The 19,013-nt window shown below is 58.7% G+C and carries 14 protein-coding genes and 1 pseudogene; 10 read left to right on the plus strand and 5 right to left on the minus strand.

Going from position 1 to position 19,013, the window contains the following annotated elements:
• The first annotated feature begins 5 nt into the window (after positions 1-5).
• Together AC2FFD_RS03660 and AC2FFD_RS03665 are read left to right on the plus strand one after the other, a co-directional pair.
• Positions 6-1,811 (plus strand): ABCB family ABC transporter ATP-binding protein/permease, encoded by a 1,806-nt coding sequence (locus AC2FFD_RS03660; protein WP_170343874.1) that lies wholly within the window; start codon positions 6-8, stop codon positions 1,809-1,811.
• A gap of 57 nt (positions 1,812-1,868) precedes the next feature.
• Positions 1,869-2,267, plus strand: coding sequence for a DUF2147 domain-containing protein (locus AC2FFD_RS03665; protein WP_425078487.1), 399 nt, complete (start codon positions 1,869-1,871; stop codon positions 2,265-2,267).
• Between the two features lie 45 nt (positions 2,268-2,312).
• On the opposite strand, the gene AC2FFD_RS03670 is transcribed toward AC2FFD_RS03665, so the two are convergent.
• Both AC2FFD_RS03670 and AC2FFD_RS03675 read right to left on the minus strand, forming a co-directional pair.
• Positions 2,313-6,101, minus strand: coding sequence for an efflux RND transporter permease subunit (locus tag AC2FFD_RS03670; protein ID WP_496871991.1), 3,789 nt, complete (start codon positions 6,099-6,101; stop codon positions 2,313-2,315).
• Positions 6,098-7,324, minus strand: a complete 1,227-nt coding sequence (locus AC2FFD_RS03675) for an efflux RND transporter periplasmic adaptor subunit (protein WP_257598976.1) — start codon at positions 7,322-7,324, stop codon at positions 6,098-6,100. Before AC2FFD_RS03675 ends, AC2FFD_RS03670 begins: the two co-directional genes overlap by 4 nt.
• Before the next feature lie 226 nt (positions 7,325-7,550).
• On the opposite strand from AC2FFD_RS03675, the gene AC2FFD_RS03680 reads away from it, so the two are divergent.
• Genes AC2FFD_RS03680 through der form a run of 3 tightly spaced genes read left to right on the plus strand, consistent with a single transcriptional unit; the run spans position 7,551 to position 11,102 of the window.
• The gene (locus AC2FFD_RS03680) at positions 7,551-8,222 is read left to right on the plus strand and encodes a hypothetical protein (protein ID WP_496871992.1); all 672 of its coding nucleotides are present in this window, start codon (positions 7,551-7,553) and stop codon (positions 8,220-8,222) included.
• A 44-nt stretch (positions 8,223-8,266) separates the two neighbouring features.
• Complete coding sequence (locus AC2FFD_RS03685; RefSeq protein WP_496871994.1) at positions 8,267-9,589, plus strand: PQQ-like beta-propeller repeat protein; 1,323 nt, start codon at positions 8,267-8,269, stop codon at positions 9,587-9,589.
• Positions 9,590-9,638: 49 nt separating this feature from the next.
• The gene (gene der, locus AC2FFD_RS03690) at positions 9,639-11,102 is read left to right on the plus strand and encodes a ribosome biogenesis GTPase Der (protein ID WP_480684030.1); all 1,464 of its coding nucleotides are present in this window, start codon (positions 9,639-9,641) and stop codon (positions 11,100-11,102) included.
• A 44-nt stretch (positions 11,103-11,146) separates the two neighbouring features.
• Here der and AC2FFD_RS03695 read toward each other — a convergent pair whose 3' ends face one another.
• Positions 11,147-11,653, minus strand: a complete 507-nt coding sequence (locus AC2FFD_RS03695) for a hypothetical protein (RefSeq protein WP_496871997.1) — start codon at positions 11,651-11,653, stop codon at positions 11,147-11,149.
• Between the two features lie 369 nt (positions 11,654-12,022).
• Here AC2FFD_RS03695 and AC2FFD_RS03700 point away from each other — a divergent pair, with 369 nt between their 5' ends.
• The 3 genes and pseudogenes from AC2FFD_RS03700 (at position 12,023) to AC2FFD_RS03710 (ending at position 13,741) form a co-directional block, all read left to right on the plus strand.
• Entirely contained in the window at positions 12,023-13,006 is a 984-nt protein-coding gene (locus tag AC2FFD_RS03700) for a fatty acid desaturase (RefSeq protein WP_496871999.1), read from the plus strand.
• 93 nt (positions 13,007-13,099) lie between these two features.
• Positions 13,100-13,255: pseudogene (locus tag AC2FFD_RS03705) on the plus strand (helix-hairpin-helix domain-containing protein); the annotation flags it as partial.
• A 153-nt stretch (positions 13,256-13,408) separates the two neighbouring features.
• Complete coding sequence (locus AC2FFD_RS03710) at positions 13,409-13,741, plus strand: hypothetical protein (RefSeq protein WP_496872259.1); 333 nt, start codon at positions 13,409-13,411, stop codon at positions 13,739-13,741.
• Positions 13,742-13,798: 57 nt separating this feature from the next.
• On the opposite strand, the gene serS is transcribed toward AC2FFD_RS03710, so the two are convergent.
• A complete protein-coding gene (serS, locus tag AC2FFD_RS03715) occupies positions 13,799-15,091 on the minus strand; it encodes a serine--tRNA ligase (RefSeq protein ID WP_496872001.1) in 1,293 nt (430 codons plus the stop codon).
• Between the two features lie 72 nt (positions 15,092-15,163).
• A complete protein-coding gene (locus AC2FFD_RS03720; RefSeq protein ID WP_496872002.1) occupies positions 15,164-16,828 on the minus strand; it encodes a mechanosensitive ion channel family protein in 1,665 nt (554 codons plus the stop codon).
• Between the two features lie 201 nt (positions 16,829-17,029).
• On the opposite strand from AC2FFD_RS03720, the gene yajC reads away from it, so the two are divergent.
• Both yajC and secD read left to right on the plus strand, forming a co-directional pair.
• Positions 17,030-17,317 (plus strand): preprotein translocase subunit YajC, encoded by a 288-nt coding sequence (yajC, locus tag AC2FFD_RS03725; protein WP_117868574.1) that lies wholly within the window; start codon positions 17,030-17,032, stop codon positions 17,315-17,317.
• A gap of 33 nt (positions 17,318-17,350) precedes the next feature.
• The gene (secD, locus tag AC2FFD_RS03730) at positions 17,351-19,012 is read left to right on the plus strand and encodes a protein translocase subunit SecD (RefSeq protein WP_496872003.1); all 1,662 of its coding nucleotides are present in this window, start codon (positions 17,351-17,353) and stop codon (positions 19,010-19,012) included.
• Position 19,013 lies beyond the last annotated feature (1 nt).

Consider the following 19,013-nt stretch of genomic DNA (forward strand, 5'->3'; position numbering starts at 1 on the left):
CTGCTATGACCTCGGACGATATGGTGCCGCGCGACGAGCGAAGCTCGGGCTGGCGCACGATCCGCAAAGTGACCCCCTATCTTTGGCCGCAGGATGAGCCATGGGTAAAGCGCCGCGTGGTGATTGCCATGGTCATGCTGGTGCTGGCCAAGCTGATCGCGGTCTACACGCCGATCCTTTACAAGGGAGCGGTTGACGCGCTGGCAGGTGAGGGCGTGCCACCGGTGGCGCTGGGCGCAGTCGGGCTGACGGTTGCCTATGGCGTGGCGCGGATGTTGACCGTGGGTTTTCAACAACTGCGGGACGCGGCCTTTGCGCCCGTGGGGCAAAGGGCCCTGCGGGCGCTGGCGCTCGAGACCTTTCGGCATATTCACAACCTCTCGATGCGTTACCATGTGTCCCGCCGTACCGGAGGTCTGAGCCGCATCATCGAACGGGGCGTCAAAGGCGTCGAGTTCCTGTTGCGCTTTCTGCTGTTCTCGATCGGACCGCTGATCCTGGAGCTGCTGCTGGTGGCGATCATCCTGATGTGGCTGTTCGATGTCTGGTATCTGGTGGTCGTCGCTGTCACAATCGGTCTGTATATCTGGTTCACCTTTGCCGTGACCGAATGGCGAGTGAAGCTGCGGCGCGAGATGAACGATCAGGACACCGAAGCCAATCAGCGCGCCATCGACAGCCTGCTGAATTTCGAAACCGTCAAGTATTTCAATGCCGAAGAGCGCGAAGCTGAACGGTATGACGTGTCGATGAAAGCCTATGCCGGGGCGGCGTTGAAAACGGCATATTCGCTGGCATTTCTAAACTTTGGCCAGTCATTCCTGATCACCTGTGGTCTGATCGGAGTGATGGTTCTGGCTGCAATCGGGGTTCAGAGCGGAAACCTGACCGTAGGCGATTTTGTCATGGTCAACGCCTACATGATCCAGATCACCGTACCGCTGAATTTTCTGGGGACGGTCTATCGGGAAATCCGGCAATCGTTGGTCGATATGGGGCAGATGTTCGATCTGCTCGAACAGCCTGCCGAAGTTACCGACAAGCCCTGTGCGCCCAACCTGAAGGTAGATGGCGGCGAAGTCACTCTGGACGATGTGCATTTCGGCTACGATCCGGAGAGGGAGATCCTCAAGGGTGTTTCATTGACCGTCCCGGCGGGGCAGACCGTGGCCATCGTGGGGGCAACAGGGTCGGGCAAGTCCACCATCGGGCGGCTGCTGTTCCGGTTCTACGATGTGACCAAAGGGGCGTTGAAGATCGACGGGCAGGATGTGCGGGATGTGACACAGACCAGCTTGCACGCGGCCATCGGAGTCGTGCCTCAGGACACGGTATTGTTCAACGACAGCATCCGGTACAACATTGCCTATGGCCGCGATGGAGCCACCCCGGAAGAGGTCGAGGACGCAGCCCGAGCCGCACAGATCCACGACTTCATCACCTCGCTGCCCGACGGCTATGACACTATGGTGGGTGAACGGGGGCTCAAACTCTCCGGCGGTGAGAAACAACGTGTGGGCATCGCGCGGACCTTGCTCAAGAACCCGCCGATCCTGTTGCTGGACGAGGCGACCTCGGCCCTGGACACCGATACCGAGCAGGACATCAAGGATGCGCTGGCGCGCGCAGGAGAGGGGCGTACGGTTATCACCATCGCCCATCGCCTCAGCACCATTGCCGAAGCCGACCGGATCGTGGTTCTGGAAGCTGGCGAGATCATCGAACAGGGCACGCATGACGAGTTGCTGGCGCGGTCGGGGCGGTATGCGCAACTGTGGAACCGGCAGCAATCTGACGGCGAAGCAGCCTGAGGACCCAAACATGATGCGAAACATGGTAGGATGCAACAAACCAGAAGGGTGCCTGCCATGATGAACCGACTGAAATCAAGACTGTCGTCCATAGTGATCGCGATTTGTCTGCCGGTCGTTGTGGCGGCCGATCCCATCGTGGGTGTCTGGAAAACTGAACCTGACCGCAAGAACCTGATTTCGCATATCAAAATTACGGCGTGTGGGGACAAGTTCTGCGGTCGGATCCTTTCGGCCTATGACGCGTCCGGCAAGGAAGTCCAGACGCCGAATATTGGCAAGAAACTGTTCTGGGACGTGGCCGGTGAAGGCGATGGAAAATATGGCGGGGGCGAGTTCTGGGTCCCGTTGATCGACGTGGATGCCGTGCCACAGATGACGTTGCAGGGGGGCAAGCTGCTGGTCAAAGGATGCGAACACGAGATTTGCGCGCATCAAACGTGGTCCCGGTTGTGATGATGGTCAAATGAAAAAAGGACCGGGAAAACCGGTCCTTTTCGTTTATTCAGCAGCTTTCAGCGGCGGGCCAGAGGGGCGGTCAGACTGATCTGATCGACTGTCCTGTTCCGGTTCTTCGGAACGCATATCGTCTTCCCACACGATTTCGGTGGCCTGCACCTTGCGGGCAGAGCGCCCAATCGCCATGTCCTGCGCGATCTGGCTGGAGCGACCGGCAGTCACACGGGCCAGAACGCGGCTGAGCCAAATCGCATAGGTCGTCACCCAGACCCGCAGTGCCAGAAGCGACGGGGTGACGATCAGCGTCAGGACAGTTGCGATGCCCAGACCAAAGACCACAGCCGTGGCCAACTGCTTCCACCACAGGGCGGTGGGGCTGTCGATGGAATAGCCGCCGTTGATGAAATCCAGCGACAAGCCGAACATCATCGGCGTCAGACCGGCCATCGTTGTCAGTGTGGTCAGCAGAACCGGACGGATACGCGATTCCGCGGTGCGGATGATCGCCTCGATCCTCGGCATATAGCTGCTGTATTCCTGATAGGTGTCGATCAGAACGATATTGTTGTTCACCACGATACCCGCCAGCGCCACGATGCCGGTCCCGGTCATGATGATCGAGAAGGGCTGTTCCATCACGATCATGCCGATCAGAACCCCGGTGGTGGACAGAACCACCGCCAGCAGAACCAGAACCGAATTGTAGAACGAGTTGAACTGCGCCAGCAGGATCACGAACATCAGCCCCAGGGCGCCCATGAACGCGTTCACCAGGAAGGCACCGGATTCTTCCTGCTCTTCCTGATCACCAGTCCATTCCCAGCTGATCGCGTTGGCGAACGGGCCGGTTTCCAGCCATTCCGTCAGCACCGCAATACGCTCGTTCGGGTTGATCAGCGCAAACTGCGCATCCCCGTCTTCAATCACACCGCGCAACTGATCGACGCTTTCTGCACCGGTCAGTTGAACCAGTTCGTATGATTTTCCGCCCGCCGCGTTCAGCACCGTGCCAGTAGGTGTGTAACCTTCCGCCACTTCACGCACGACAGCCAGCCGCACCTGTTTTCCATCGGGGCCTTCGGTCACGACCTTGCTCAGCCCCGGTTCGACATCCGCTTTGACGTCATAGTACCGCTGTTGATCGACGCGGTTGATCTCGGCCAGCTTGGCCACGGGTTTACGTGTCACGAAATTCGACAAGGGCACCAAACCGTCCGGGGTACGGACCTTGAGCGCATCCAGCGTCGACAAAACGCGGTCTTCTTCCGGCAGACGAACGCGAATTTCGATCTCTTCATCATTGCTGTCCGGGCGCATTTCGCCCAGGAGGATGCCGCGCGTGACCAACTGGACCATGGCGCCAACCGTGGCCACGTCGGCTCCGAACCGACCGGCCTTGGCGACATCCACGTCAATCTGCCAGTCGATACCGGGCAGGGGCAGGGTATCTTCGGTCTTGATCAGGCCCGGCGTGGTGTCGAAAACCTCGCGGGCGGTGATCGCTGCCGAGGTCAGGTCTTCCCACCCGTCACCCTTGATGCGCAGATGCACAGGCTTGGCCGAAGCAGGGCCTTGCTCCAGTGGCAAAATCTCGACGATGATGCCGGGGATCGTTGCAAGTTGGGCATTCAGCTCATCAATCACGAAGTCGCCGTCATATTCGGGCGCCACGAAGTGCCGCTCGAACAGGCCCCACAGGGCGGATTCCGAGATGTTGGGGCGATCCTCCCAAGGGATGATTTCGAACTGAACCCGGCCCACTGTATCGGCCGGCGCCTGAGCACCACCGTTGTTCTGGTTCAAACCGCCTTCGCCCGCAAAGGCAAAGACATTGATGACCGCGGGATGAGATCCGATGATCTCTTCTGCCTGAAGAACCATCGCGTCTTTTTCCGCCAGGGACAGGTTCCCGCGGGCCCTTACATATGCGGTGGCCTGTTCAGGTTCGCTTTCCACGAAGAATTCCACGCCTCGGGACTCCTGGGGAAACCAGAGGAAGGCCACGAAATACACCGCTGAGAAAACCACCAGCAGTGATACAATCGGCATGATCGGGTTGCCGACAAGGAACCGGACCACGTGGCCAAACAATGTGTGTTCGTCCGCAGTGTGAACATGGTCCTCTTCGGCGCGTTCAATTTTTGCCGCGCTCAGGGTTACGGACCCGGCAAAAGCCCCGAACAGGAACAGCAGCGCCCCGGCGATCGCGCCACCGGGCAGCAGGTAGTCGGGGTTCAGGACCTGCATTGCACCCAGAAAGATCATGTACAGCGACGGCGGCACCATCAGCACCCGCACCCACCATGGCGTGCGGGCCCGCAACCAGACCGAAGACCGGTCGAAGATGCGGCTTAGCCGGCCGGAAACACCGCCCATGACCGGCAGATAGATCAGCGCCACGATCAACGAGGCCGACAGAACGAAGATCAGCGTGACGGGCAGCATTCCCATGAACTCGCCGGGAATACCGGGCCAGAACAACATGGGCAGGAACGCACACAGCGTCGTTGCGGTCGAGGACACGATGGGCCAGAACATGCGCTGGGCGGCCTCGACATAGGCGTGCATCGGGCCCACGCCTTCCTTGATGCGTTTGTCGGCGTATTCCACAACCACGATGGCACCGTCCACCAGCATCCCCACAGCGAGGATGAGGCCGAACATCACGATGTTCGAGATGCTGACGCCCATGACGGCGAGAAACGCAAAACACAGCAGGAACGAGGTCGGGATCGCAAAACCCACCAACAGGGCAGCCCGCGTCCCCAGCGAGGCCAGAACCACGATCATCACCAGCGCGATCGCGGTCAGAACCGAGCCTTCAAGCTGGCTGACCATCGAGCCGACGATGCGGCTCTGGTCGTTCGATGTGCCCAGGTCAACCGCCGCCTGAAGCTCGGGCGGCCACTTGGTCTTTGCATGGGCGATGGTCTCCTTCACCTGCGCGACGGTGTCGATCAGGTTGTATCCCTTGCGTTTGACCACTTGCAGCGCAACGGTCGATTCACCGTTGAAACGGGCTGTCCCTTCGCGGTCTTCGAAAGTGTAGTTGATCTGTGCCAGCTCACCCAATGTAACGACCCGGTCACCATTGACCTTGATCGGCAGGCCGTAAACATCCTGTGCGGTTTTGAACGACGACGGTATCTTGACCGAAAAGGTGCCCTGTGCGGTTTCAACCTCACCGGCCGCGATCAACTGGTTGTTGTTGCGCACCACGTTGATCAGCTCGTCCGCCGTCACGTTGTACGCCTCAAGCCGCAGCGGATCGATCACGACCTCGAGCATCTCGTCGCGATTGCCTGCGATACCGGCTTCGAGAACGGAATCCAGAGCCTCAAGATCGTCCTGCAGATCCTTGGCGACACGGGCCATCGTGCGTTCGGGTACGGGACCGGTCAGGTTCACGATGACGATCGGGAATTCGGAAAAGTTGATCTCAGTCAGGGAGTATTGCTCTGCGCCTTCGGGGAAGTCCGCCTGAGCTGTGTTCATCGCGTCACGCACATCGGCCATGATCGCGGTTTTATCCCAACCGAAGTCAAATTCCAGCGCGACCCCTGCATAGTTTTCGGCCGCGGTCGAGGTCATTTCCTTGAGCCCGTCGAGATCCGCCAGTTCGGTCTCCATCGGCTTGATCAGCAGGTTTTCAGAATCCTCTGCGGAAATCCCGGGAAACTGCACTGAAACGAACAGGGCGGGGATTTCGATATCCGGCTCGCCTTCTTTCGGAAGCGAGACATAGGCAAATCCACCGATAACCAGCGAGATGGCGATAAACGCCAATACCATTCGGGCCCGATCAGCGGCCCATGCGACGATACCGGTCATTGTGATGCTTCCCGATAGGTCGGCGCAACGGTTACTCCGCGTGTAACGAATTCCTGACCGACAACAATAATATCCGTCGTTTCGGGAAGGCCGTCGATCCACACGCCCTCTGCCGTGTCACGCAGAATGCGGACGGGCATGAAATCGACGACATTGCCGGTACCGACCGTACGGACACCCAGTTGACCTTCGTTGTTCAGGGTCAGTGCGGATTGAGGCAGCAGGTGCGCCTTGGTGCCCTCGGCTGCGATGCGGATGGTCGCGGTCTGACCGTCGCGAATGGTCAGATCCGGGTTCGGAACCGTGATTTCAACTTCGAAGGTGCGTGTTGTCTCATCCGCCGAGCGGCTGAGGAACGTGACGCGGCCGCCAAGCTGCCGACCGGTGACCAGTGTTGCCGACGCTTCGGACCCCACCTGGACACGGTTGACCTCGGTTTCCGGAACATACCCGACCAGTTTGATCGGATCGAGCTGAATAACAGTTGCGCAAAGGGATCCCGGCTGCATCAGGCTGCCCAATTCGGCGGTGTCACTTTCCAACAGGCCCTTGAACGGGGCCTTGATGGTCAGGCGGCCAACCTCTCGCTGCGCGGCTTCGACGGCGGCTGCGGCTGCTTCGATTCCGGCCCGGGTGGCCTCCAGCTCGGCTTCGGCGGATTTTACACCTGCTTTGGCAGTGCTCATCGCAGCCTCGCTGGAAATCCGGCGGGTTTCCGAAGCAAACCCGGTTTCCGCCAGTTTGCGCGACGCGGTCAGGTTGATTTCGGCCTCGGCCACACGGGCATGCGCCTCTTGCAAGCGGGCTTCAGCCTCGGGGATGCGGCTTTCAGCTTCCAGTTTGCCAGCCAGTGCTTCGGCCAGTTGCGCCGGGCGCGTGCCGGGGTCGAGTTCACACAGAACATCCCCGGCCTCGACAAAGGCACCTTTGCGCTTGGGTTCCGAGATGACCGTGGATGTGGTTTCAGACAGAACTTCGACCTGCCGGTTCGCCTTGGTTTGTCCACGCAGCAGAACCGCACTGTCAATTTCGCGCGCCTGCGATCGCAGGGCGACGACGCCAACGGCAGCAATATCGGTATCGTCGGATTCAACGGCTTCTGTCTGCGCGGCTTCTTCAGTGTCCCCACGCCCGGCGAAGGCGAACAAAGAGTCGCGCTCAAAAACGAGATAATAAAGCGCAACAATAACCAGAAGGGCGTTGATGAAAGAAATCAAACGCATACAGTATTTCTCCTAGAATTCGGTGCCAACAAAAGCGGGCCTGTCTCGCTATGAAATGGGGCGTCGGCCGTGTAATTTCCACACTAAACTGAATAGTTCGGTTTGGTTTTTTTCGCAAGAGAGAAGCCAAGCGGTGAAAATGCGCAAAATCGGACCCTTGGCTTGGCGTTGGTGCCGGGGTATGACATGGCGCACTTATGCAAGACACACAGCCCAGGGGGCAGGAATGAGCGACACCGACAGTTTCATTGATGAGGTCACGGAAGAGGTACGCCGTGACCGGATGTATCTGCTGCTGCGCCGCTGGGGCTGGGTTGGCGTGGCGGTCGTCGTGCTGATTGTTGGCGGGGCTGCATTCAACGAATACCGCAAGTCCCGCGACATGGCGCAGGCGCAGGCTCTGGGTGACTCGATTCTGGCAGCTCTGTCGGAAAACGATTCAGATGCTCGGGCAGCCGGGTTGCGGGATATCGAGGCGCAGTCGCCGGGCGGGGATGCAGTATTGAAGATGCTGCTGTCTGCGTCGCAGGTAGAGGCCGGATCGCGCGACGAAGCGGTCAACAGCCTGAACGCGGTTGCTATGCAGGGGGACCTGCCCGAGATTTATCGCGCGATCGCAAGCTTCAAGGCGCTGCTGTTGCAAAGCGACACCTTGCCTGCTGCCGACCGTCGACAACAGTTTGAGGCGCTGGCTGCGCCCGGTGCGCCTTTGCGTCTGCTGGCCGAAGAGCAACTGGCCCTGATTGACGTGTCCGAGGGCAATGTCGATGCGGCACTGGACCGCTTGCAAGCGCTGCGTCAGGACGCCGAGGTCGGTATTGATCTGCAACAGCGTGCGGCCCAGCTGATAGTCGCTTTGGGCGGCAAACCCGAGCCATTGGTGGCGCAACAGGGCTGACCAGGCGGGACAAAAGACTTTATGACAGGCGAGTTCGGAACACCATGGTAACAAGAATTATTTCCCGCGCGGGATGGCCGGTTGCGGCACTGGCTTTGACCGCATTGACCGCCTGTGAACCTCCCGAAGCGATCCTGCCCGGAGAACGTGAGGACATCCGTCCGGCGTCTGATCTGGAAACGGTGGAAAAAAGCGGCTCTCAGCCCATTAGCCTGCCGGCTCAAAAGGCGAATGCCAGCTGGCCGCAAAGCCCGGGGACGGCTGCTTACCGCACCACGAACGCGGCCTTGCGTGCCACGCCGCAGCGGATCTGGTCCGCTTCCATCGGGCAGGGCGACTCGCGCAAGCAACGGATCACCGCCGAACCGGTGGTTGCGGGTGGGTTGATCTATACGCTGGATGCGGGGGCGACCGTGTCAGCGGTTACTCCGCAGGGCCAGTTGGCCTGGGATACCGACCTGATTCCGCCAAGCGACGGCGATGCGGACGCCACAGGTGGGGGCATGGCCTATTCGGACGGTGTTCTCTATGTGTCGTCCGGGTTTGGGCGACTGACCGCACTGGACGCAAAAACGGGTGCAGTGCGCTGGCAGAAGCGACTGGAAGCAACCGGGAGCGGCGCGCCGATGGTCAATGACGGGCTGTTGTACCTGGTCGCGGGTGACGAAACCGGTTGGACCATCAATGCCAAGGATGGCAAAATTGCCTGGCAAATCGAAGGCACGCCCAGCGTCGGTAACGTCCTGGGGGCTCCGGCACCGGTGATCGCTTCGGACCTGGCAGTGTTTGCATTTGGGTCCGGCGATGTTGCGGCCACCTTCCGCCGTGGCGGAATCCGTCGCTGGAATGCGTCGGTCGCAGGCGGGCGGCGGGGGCGGGCTGCCGCGCAGATCGTTGACGTGACCGGCAGTCCGATGGTTGTCGGAGACACAATCTTTATCGGTAACCATTCTGGCCGGACCGTAGCCTTTGACGCCGCCACCGGTGAACGCCGCTGGACCGCCGATGAAGGCGCGGTCGACACTGTCTGGCCCGCGGGCAACAGCATTTTCCTGATCAGTGACCGCAGTCAGCTGGTGCGCTTGAACGCGGCCGATGGCTCGGTCATCTGGGCGCAGGATCTGCCAAGCTTTGTCAAGGACAAGCGAGGCCGTCGCGGGCCGATCTTTGCACATTACGGTCCGATCTTGGCCGGAGGCCGTATTGTGATCGCGTCCAATGACGGGTATCTGCGCTTCTTCAATCCGGTTAACGGAGCACTGGTTCACCAGGTCGAAGTCCCCGGAGGCGCAACAACGGCGCCGGTTGTCGCCGGGCAAACGCTGTATGTCGTTTCCTCCAAGGGTGATCTACACGCTTTCCGTTGACGGCAAGATGCGCTAAAGGGCGCTTCTTGAGTCTTGAAAGTTGAGTATCATGTCGCTGACCCTCGCCATCGTGGGGCGCCCGAATGTGGGCAAATCCACCCTGTTCAACCGCCTTGTGGGCAAACGTCTGGCCCTGGTCGACGACCAGCCCGGCGTGACGCGTGACCTGCGCGAAGGCGAAGGGCGTCTGGGTGATCTGCGCTTTACAGTGATTGATACGGCGGGTCTTGAGGACGCGACGGATGACAGTCTTCAAGGTCGGATGCGCCGCTTGACGGAACGTGCCGTGGACATGGCTGATGTCTGCCTGTTCATGATCGACGCGCGCGTGGGTGTGACGCCAACGGATGAGATGTTCGCCGAGATCCTGCGCAAACGGTCCAAGCACGTGATCCTTGCGGCCAACAAGGCCGAAGGCAATGCCGCGGATGCGGGTGTTCTGGAAGCTTACAATCTGGGTCTGGGTGAACCGGTCCGCTTGTCAGGCGAACACGGTGAAGGGATGACGGACCTGTATGCGCAGCTGATGCCTCTGGCGGATGCGGCAGAAGAAAAACAGGTCGAGGAAGCCCCGCAAACGGAAATTGAGCTGGACGAAGACGGTGAGGGCGAGACGCCGCTGATCACCGCGGCCAAGCCCTTGCAGGTTGCGGTGGTGGGGCGTCCCAACGCGGGCAAATCCACCTTGATCAACAAGATCATTGGCGAAGACCGTCTGTTGACGGGACCAGAGGCTGGCATCACGCGTGACGCAATCAGTTTGCGAATCGACTGGGCGGACCCGGACGGCGAAAGCACTCCGATGCGGATCTTTGACACCGCAGGGATGCGCAAGAAAGCAAAAGTACAGGAAAAGCTGGAAAAGCTTTCCGTGTCGGACGGTCTGCGCGCGGTGAAGTTTGCCGAGGTCGTCGTTGTATTGCTGGATGCCGCGATCCCGTTTGAACAGCAAGACCTGCGGATTGCCGATCTGGCCGAACGCGAAGGCCGGGCCGTTGTTGTCGCCGTGAACAAGTGGGATATCGAGGACAACAAGCAGGAAAAGCTGCGCGAGTTGAAAGAGTCGTTTGACCGGCTGCTGCCGCAACTGCGCGGCGCGCCGCTGATCACGGTTTCCGCCAAGACGGGCCGGGGGTTGGAGCGTTTGCGCGCCGCGATCCTGCGCGCCCATGACGTCTGGAACCGCCGGGTGCCGACTGCCGCTCTGAACCGCTGGCTGACCGCCATGCTGGAACAACATCCGCCGCCAGCCCCGCAGGGACGCCGGATCAAACTGCGCTACATGACGCAGGCCAAGACCCGACCTCCGGGGTTCGTGGTGATGTGTTCGCATCCCGACAAGATGCCAGAAAGCTATACCCGTTACCTGGTGAACGGTTTACGGCAGGATTTCGACATGCCCGGAACACCGATCCGCCTGACTCTGCGCGGGCAGGGGGACAAGAACCCCTACAAGGGGCGGCGCAAGAAAAACGCGGGCGCATTGGCCAAGCATCTGAAGGGGCGCGGGTAAGCTGCGCACCGGAATCAGGGCTTTGATGACACAGGCAGACTGATTTAATCGTGCCCAAGGACGAATGCGCGGTTCGCTTCTGCGGCGTTGGCGATACGCTCTGACGTCCCATTGCCCTGTTCAATGGCCGTCGCCAGTTCGGCCGCGGTCCAGCCGGTCGTGAAGATCGATGCAATTCGCGTTCGACCTCCGAAAAGACCTTTGGAAGCGTCGGCATTGTCATAGGTCAGGTCAAATGTCGAAACCAAACTGACCGCCTCGTCATCGGGTCGTTTGTTTTGATTGCGCGATATGGGCGGAACCAGCGTTGTCACGCGGCGCCGTACACCCGCGTTGACTTCGACAGGCAGGGCCTTGGCAGGATCAGAGCGTACGCGATGTTCACGCCGCTGCGTTCCCCATAGACCAAACTGCGGTCCTGAATCGAGGTGCAGCCCGCGACCACGCAACTCGTGCACAACTGTATTGCCAGTCACGATGGCGGCTGTGGATGAGGTGCCAAAACCGTTATACGAGCACCCCGCAAGCGCGGCGCAGATTAATGGCGCCAATGGCAATATATTTCTCGATAAAGTCAATCAATAGGCCTTAAAACACTGCTTCTTGCTCTGACCGGAAGTTTCCCATGCGTCAACTCGGAGGCATGTGAATACTGTTGAAGCGTTCTGAGACACTGCGGGGCTTTGTTCTTCGGGCGCATCCCTGTTGTCAGGGGCGTGTTTTTCGGTGCCTGTGATCGTCACGCAAGCGCGTAACTGCGCCAATATTCAGCGTTTTCGCTCTGAGGGCGTGACAGCCCCTGTTCTGCGCGCTAGCATTCACGTGTGTGCATCTGTCAGCACATGCATTGTTTTCACGCGGTCAATCCGCGCCTGGATTTTGAACGGATTATAACAGGGCCATCGTGGGGAGCGGACTGGATGGATCTGAGGGAATACACAAGACACTATGCAGTTCAGGACAACAGATTGGCTGCACTGAGCTATTTTGGCACGTTTGCGGTGTATTTCGCATCGCTGGCTGTGGCTATCATATTCGTGGATCGCTGGTACATCATGGTCCCGGCCGGGATCGTCTTCGCCTTTTCGGCAGTGCGCCTTTATGTGCTGCAACATGATTGCGGGCACCATTCGCTGTTTGAAACGCGAATGCAGAACGAATGGGCGGGGCACGGTCTTTCCCCCTTCACCTTTGCGCCGTTCGAGGTGATGAAGCAGAACCACAATCTGCACCATGCTGGGATCGGAAACCTCGAGCATCGCGAGACCGGTGAAATTCACACCATGACGTTGCGGGAATGGAATAACGCGGACTGGAAAACACGTTTGTTTTACAGGCTGTACCGAAACCCCTTCATTCTGGTGCCGGTCGGTGCCCTGTTCACATACTTCATTCGCTATCGCTGGCCCAAGAACACTGTTCGTTTCGGTGTCAAAGGCGTTTTGCTGCACAATGCCTCGATCATCGTATTTTTGGGCCTGTTGTATCTGATCGCGGGCATGACCGGTATTTGGGTCTGGTTGGTGTTTTCTTTCCTGGGCGGAATGCTGGGTGTGTTCCTTGTGTATCTGCAACACAATTTTGAAGACACCTATTGGGATCGCCGCCCTGATCTGAACCCGCAGACCGCGGCGCTTCATGGGTCTTCCGCGCTGGATTTCGGATGGTGGTTCGATACCGCCGTAGCCTGCATCACGCTACATGACATCCACCATTTCAATGCACGTATCCCATCTTATCGGTTGCGGGCCTGCCACTATAACCTGCCGCCTGAATTCACCCCTCGCCGGATCAAGTTCCCCGAGGCAGTAGCGGCTTTGAACCTCAAGCTTTGGGATGAGGATGCGAAACGCCTCGTGCCGTTCCCGAAAAATGACCGAACCGCTGGGCTGACGCATAGCTGATCCATTGGTTTTGGCAAGGCAAGCGCTGAACTTGCGGATGTGCATATCCAGTGTATTTGCGATGAGGCAGGGCGATGGAGAAAGGACCCTTGGATGACCGTAGTGAACAACGTTAAAGGTGTGGGAGAGGCGCTGAAAAAAGCCCTTGCAGCCAATGGCTTTAAGACCGCAGAAGCGATAGCGAAGGCGTCACCCGCAGATCTGGTCAAGGTTCCTCGGGTCGGAGAGAGCCGCGCCGCCGTATTGATCGAAGCCGCAAAAGCGGCAATAGCTGCAACGCCCGCAGCCGGGAAGCCTGGCGCGCGCAAGGCGCCGGCCCGAAAGCCGGCGGTCCGTAAACCAACAGCTGCAAAACAAGCCGCCCGAAAACCAGCCGCCCGAAAAGCCACCGCGCGCAAGACCGTGGCCGCTGCGGCTGCCGAAAAACGGGCGGAAGAGGCCGCACGCAAAGCGGCGGAAGAAAAAGCGGCAGCTGAAAAGGCTGAAGCTGCGGCCAAGAAAAAGGCTAAGGCCAAGGCCAAGGCTGAAAAAGCCGCCAGGAAACGCAAAGAAATGGAAGCCGCGTTTTCCAAGGCCAAGGATAAAGTGAAAGCAAAGTCCAAGAAGGACAAAAAGCCGAAGACGGACGACAAGAAAAAAGACGCCAAGAAGGGCAAAAAAGACGCCAAGAAGGCCGAGAAAAAAAGTGACAAGAAGAAAAACCGCAAGAAGGACAAGAAAAAGGCGAAGAAATAAGTTCCTTCGCCCCGTCTTTCTTTGTGAACCGGCGCCTGGTGGTGCCGGTTGCGTTTTTCAGGCCAGTGTGCCGTCCAGTTGCAGGGTCAGTTTGCCGCCCAGATAGGGGCTCAGGACTTCGGGCAAGGTCACGGTGCCGTCCGCGTTCTGGCCATTTTCCAGCACAGCGATCAGGCAACGCCCAACAGCCAAACCCGAACCGTTCAGCGTATGGACGTATTCCGGCTTGCCGCCACCTTCGGGGCGGAACCTTGCGTTCATGCGGCGGGCCTGAAAATCACCACAGGTCGAAACCGAGCTGATCTCGCGATAGGTGTCCTGACCGGGCAACCAAGCCTCGATATCATAGGTGCGGCGGGCGCCAAAGCCCATGTCACCGGTGCACAGGATGACGGTGCGGTAAGGAATGCCCAGCTTTTCCAGAATGCCCTCGGCGCAGCGCAGCATGCGCTTTTGTTCTTCGTCCGATTTGTCCGGATGCGTGATCGAAACCATTTCGACCTTTTCGAACTGGTGCTGCCGCAACATCCCGCGGGTGTCTTTGCCCGCGGATCCGGCCTCGGACCGGAAGCACAGGGAATGCGCGGTGTATCGGCGGGGCAGATAACTTTCCTCGATCAAAGTGTCGTTGACGATATTGGTCAGCGACACTTCGGAGGTCGGGATCAGCCACCAGCCTTCGCGGGTCTGATAGCTGTCTTCGCCAAATTTCGGCAATTGGCCGGTGCCCTGCATCATCTCGGACAGAACCAGAACCGGGCCGTTCACTTCGGTCAGCCCGTTTTCGGTGATATGGGTATCCAGCATGAACTGCGCCAAAGCGCGATGAATACGGGCAACGCCGCCGGACAGCAGCACAAATCGCGAGCCGGATAGTTTGGCTGCGGTTTCGAAATCCATGCCTGGCTGAACGGATTCGATCTCGAAGTGTTCCTTGGGCGCAAAATCCAGTTCGCGCGGCGTACCCCAGCGGCTGACCTCGACATTGTCGTTTTCATCCACGCCATCCGGCACGTCTTCGGCGGGCAGATTTGCGATGCGGATCAACTGATCTGTCAGCAGGGCGTCCAGATCCTTGGCCTCGGTCTGCATCCGTGCGATCTCGGCCTTTTTCTCGGCGACCAGCGCGCGCAGACGCTGAAACTCGGCTTCGTCGCCTCGAGCTTTGGCCGCGCCGACTTCCTTGGACGCTTTGTTCTGTTCGGCCTGCGCAGTTTCGGCGGCCAGAATCTTGGCGCGGCGACTTTCGTCCAACCTGAGCAAATCTGACGACACCGGCGCGTCCCCACGGCGCGCTAGAGCGGCGTCGAAAGCGGCAGGGTTTTCGCGAATGGCGCGGATGTCGTGCATGTCTCAGATCCTTGAATGCGTGAATCACTGAAACCGCTTATGCACCATCTGTCGGGCGGGGTGTAGCACCGGTTACGACTTATCGACCTCGTCGTGGATTTCATGCGCCAGATGTCCGTCCCATTCTTCAGTCGGGATTTTTGGTTTCGGTGGATCAGCCATGTAAGACGGCGTCATGATCTGCACTTTGTTCTCGTTGAATACGGCGACAATGTTGCGATGCAGGTCCGAGCGGATTTTCGGAATGATGCTTCCGCGGGTGGTATAGCCGTTGATCTGATAGTTGATGGCGTAGTCGGCCAGCGCCGTCCACAGCACGAAAGGTTCCGGCTTGGCCTTGATCCCCTTGGTGCGGTTGGCCGCCTCGATCAGCATTGCTTCGATCTTTTCGGGCGGTTCTTCATATCCGATGCCAACCGTCGTGTGCAGCAGCAAACCACTGCCATCGGTTTTCTTCGAGAAATTCACGACGTCCGAATTCATCAATTGGGCATTCGGGATCGAAATCAGCTCGTTCTTGATGGATTTCAGATGCGTCTCCATCAGTTTGATCTGAACCACGTCGCCTATATGCTCTCCGATCTGAATGCGGTCGCCGATTGACGTGGAACGGCGATAGATCACGAACAGCCCCGCCAGCATGTTGGACACGACCGAGTTGGCCCCCAGCGACAGCATGGCGCCGACCAGAATGGTCAGTCCCTGGAAGGCGGCCGAATCCGAACCGGGAATGTAGGGAACGGCAAAGACCAGCGCGATCAGAATCACGACAACCCGTGCGATGTTGAACGTCGGATTGACCCAGTGCTTTTCAAAATCGCCCATTTCGAATGAACCGGCTTCGACCGCGTCGAAGAACACGCGCATGCCCTTGATTATGTACAACGTGACCCATGCGATCAGGCTCAGCATAATCAGGTTCGGGATATAGCTGAGTATTCCCTTGAATATCAGCAGCACCGGTTCTGTCAGATAGGTCAGCAGCAGCTGCGCGAAATAGCGTGTTTCCGCAAAGGCCAGCAGAACGAAGGACAGGTAGTAGTAGAAGCCAAGAAAGAAGATGACCAACAGGACAAAGTTAAGCCCGTATCGGATCAGGGCGGCAATTGCCTCGGCCTGAACGCTTTTGGCCGTCGCCGTTTCGACGTCCTGCAAATAACGCTTTACCAGTTTCAGAGTGCGCCGCCTGATCCGACGGTGCAGCCATAGGATAACCAGCACGAAGACGACAAAGCCAATGGTCCATGCCGCAGCTTCAATCGCACCGGATACCCGCGCCTGCTCTGTACGGTTGGATCGGTAGGCAAGGATGGCTTCTTCGATGGCCTGACCATGGAGAAAGCTAAGGACGTCCAGCTCCATCTGGTCCAGTTCGGCATCGGCGACGGTCACGATGGATACGATCTCACCGTCGGCGCGAATGCGTATGCCCAGATCGGTCTCTTCAAAGGTGATGTCGACCGTGGGGCTTTCCGAGGCTTCGGCCACCTCGATAATTTTCTTCTGAACGCCTTCGGCCCGTTCCGGCGCGGGCAGGGCGCTGGAGCCGCGCAAGAAGAACAACATGTCGCCGTCGACGATGACAGGTGCCTTGAAACCTTCGGTTTCTTCCGCATCGGGCTCGGTGATTTCGGCAGGTGCTTCCTGGGCCTTTAGCGGCACTGCCAAGCACAAGAACAAGGTCAGCAGAGACAGCAAAAGCGTCAACGATTGGAACAGCTTGTAACGAGTTTTCATTGTCCCCCCTGACGTCTGACTATAGCAAAACTGAAATATCTGCATAGGACATATCTGCAACGTTCAAACGGTTCTTGAGGCACCTTTGTCAGGTTGCAGCCGGTCACATGACCACCTTTGCTTGCAAACACGCATTTCAAAGCATAGGTTCCGGCCAAATTTGCGGAACGGTGCCGCAAGATCTGAATAAAGGAATATCCCATGGAAGGTGGCGCAATCGCCCAGTTTCTCCCGCTGATCCTGATCTTTGCGATCATGTATTTCCTGCTGATCCGTCCGCAGCAGAAGAAAATGAAGGAACATCAAGCCATGGTCGACGCCGTGCGTCGCGGGGATCAGGTTGTCACCCAGGGCGGGCTGATCGGCAAAGTGTCGAAGGTCAAGGAAGGCGACAACGAGATCGAAGTTGAGATCGCCGAAGGTGTAAAGGTGCGTGTGGTCAAGTCGACCATTGCTCAGGTTCTGAACAAAACCGAACCCGCGAAGTAATTCCACCTTACAATTCCTTGAAAAGGCAGGGTAATGCTGCAAATTGATACCTGGAAGCGGGTTCTGATCTGGCTGGTCTGCGTGACTGGTCTGCTCATGGCCCTGCCAAACGCGTTTTACACGCGGGTTGAGCAATCAAACGACGCCAAGGCCGCGATAGAGCTGGGCGTGGACACGCCTGAAATGCAGGCCGAAGCCGGGCAATGGCCGAACTGGTTGCCCTCATCACTGGTCAATCTGGGTCTCGACCTGCGCGGCGGTGCACATCTGTTGGCCGAAGTTCAGGTGCAGGACGTCTACGAGACCCGGATGGAGGCGATGTGGCCGGAAATCCGTGACGCCCTGCGCGATGAGCGCTCGACGGTCGGGACGATCCGCCGTCAGGAATCGGCTCCCGATGAGATTCGCGTGCGCATCAGCCAACCCGAGGGCATGGCGCGGGCATTGGAAGTCGTGCGCGGTCTTGCCCGTCAGGTGCAGACCCTGACCGGTGTCGGGGCAACGGATATCGAGGCACGTGCCGAAGGCGACACGATTGTCGTTCAGTTGTCCGAGGCAGAAAAACTGGCCTCAGACGACCGCACGGTTCGTCAATCGTTGGAAATCATCCGCCGCCGGATCGACGAAGTGGGCACCCGAGAGCCCACCATTCAGCGTCAGGGTGCAGATCGTATCCTGATTCAGGTGCCAGGCATCGGCAGCGCGGGTGAGTTGAAAGAGATCATCGGCACTACGGCACAGCTGACCTTTAACCCGGTTGCCGGACGAGGCACCGACCCGGATGCCGTTGCAGGCATTGGCGAAGAAATCGTGCCGTCGATTGACGAAAGCGGTGTTTACTACACCATTGAATCCGCTCCGGTTGTTACCGGCGAGGAACTGGTGGATGCGCAGCCCGCATTCGACCAGAACGGCCGCCCTGCGGTCAACTTCCGGTTCAACACGTCTGGTGCGCGCAAATTCGGGGATTACACCCGCGACAACATCGGAGCCCCCTTTGCCATCGTTCTGGACGACGAGGTGATATCGGCCCCCGTGATCCAAAGTCATATTCCGGGCGGTTCGGGCATTATCACCGGCAACTTTACGGTTGAGGAAAGCACCAATCTGGCCGTTCTGCTGCGAGCGGGCGCACTGCCTGCCGGTCTGGAGTTCCTCGAAGAACGCACCATCGGGCCCGAGTTGGGGCAGGACAGTATCGACGCGGGCAAAGTCGCCACCATCGTGGCCTTTGTCGCGGTGCTGGTATTCATGGCGCTCAGCTATGGTCTGTTCGGGATCTTCGCCAACATCGCGCTGATCATCAACGTGGGCCTGTTGTTCGGTCTGCTGTCCATGATCGGGGCAACCCTGACCCTGCCGGGTATCGCGGGCATCGTGTTGACAGTTGGTATGGCGGTGGACGCCAACGTGCTGATCTTTGAACGTATCCGCGAGGAACTGAAATCGGCCAAAGGTCCGGCGCGCGCAATCGAACTGGGCTATGAAAAGGCGTTGTCGGCCATTCTGGATGCGAACGTGACCACATTCATCACCGCCGTGATCCTGTTTGCCATGGGCAGTGGCCCGGTGCGCGGCTTTGCAATTACTCTGGGCCTTGGCATTCTGACCTCGGTCTTCACCGCAATCTTCGTGACGCGCCTGATGGTCGTGATGTTTTTCGAACGCCGCCGTCCGAAAACGATCGAGGTTTGAC

The organism is Ruegeria sp. YTSC002 (genome assembly GCF_059609845.1).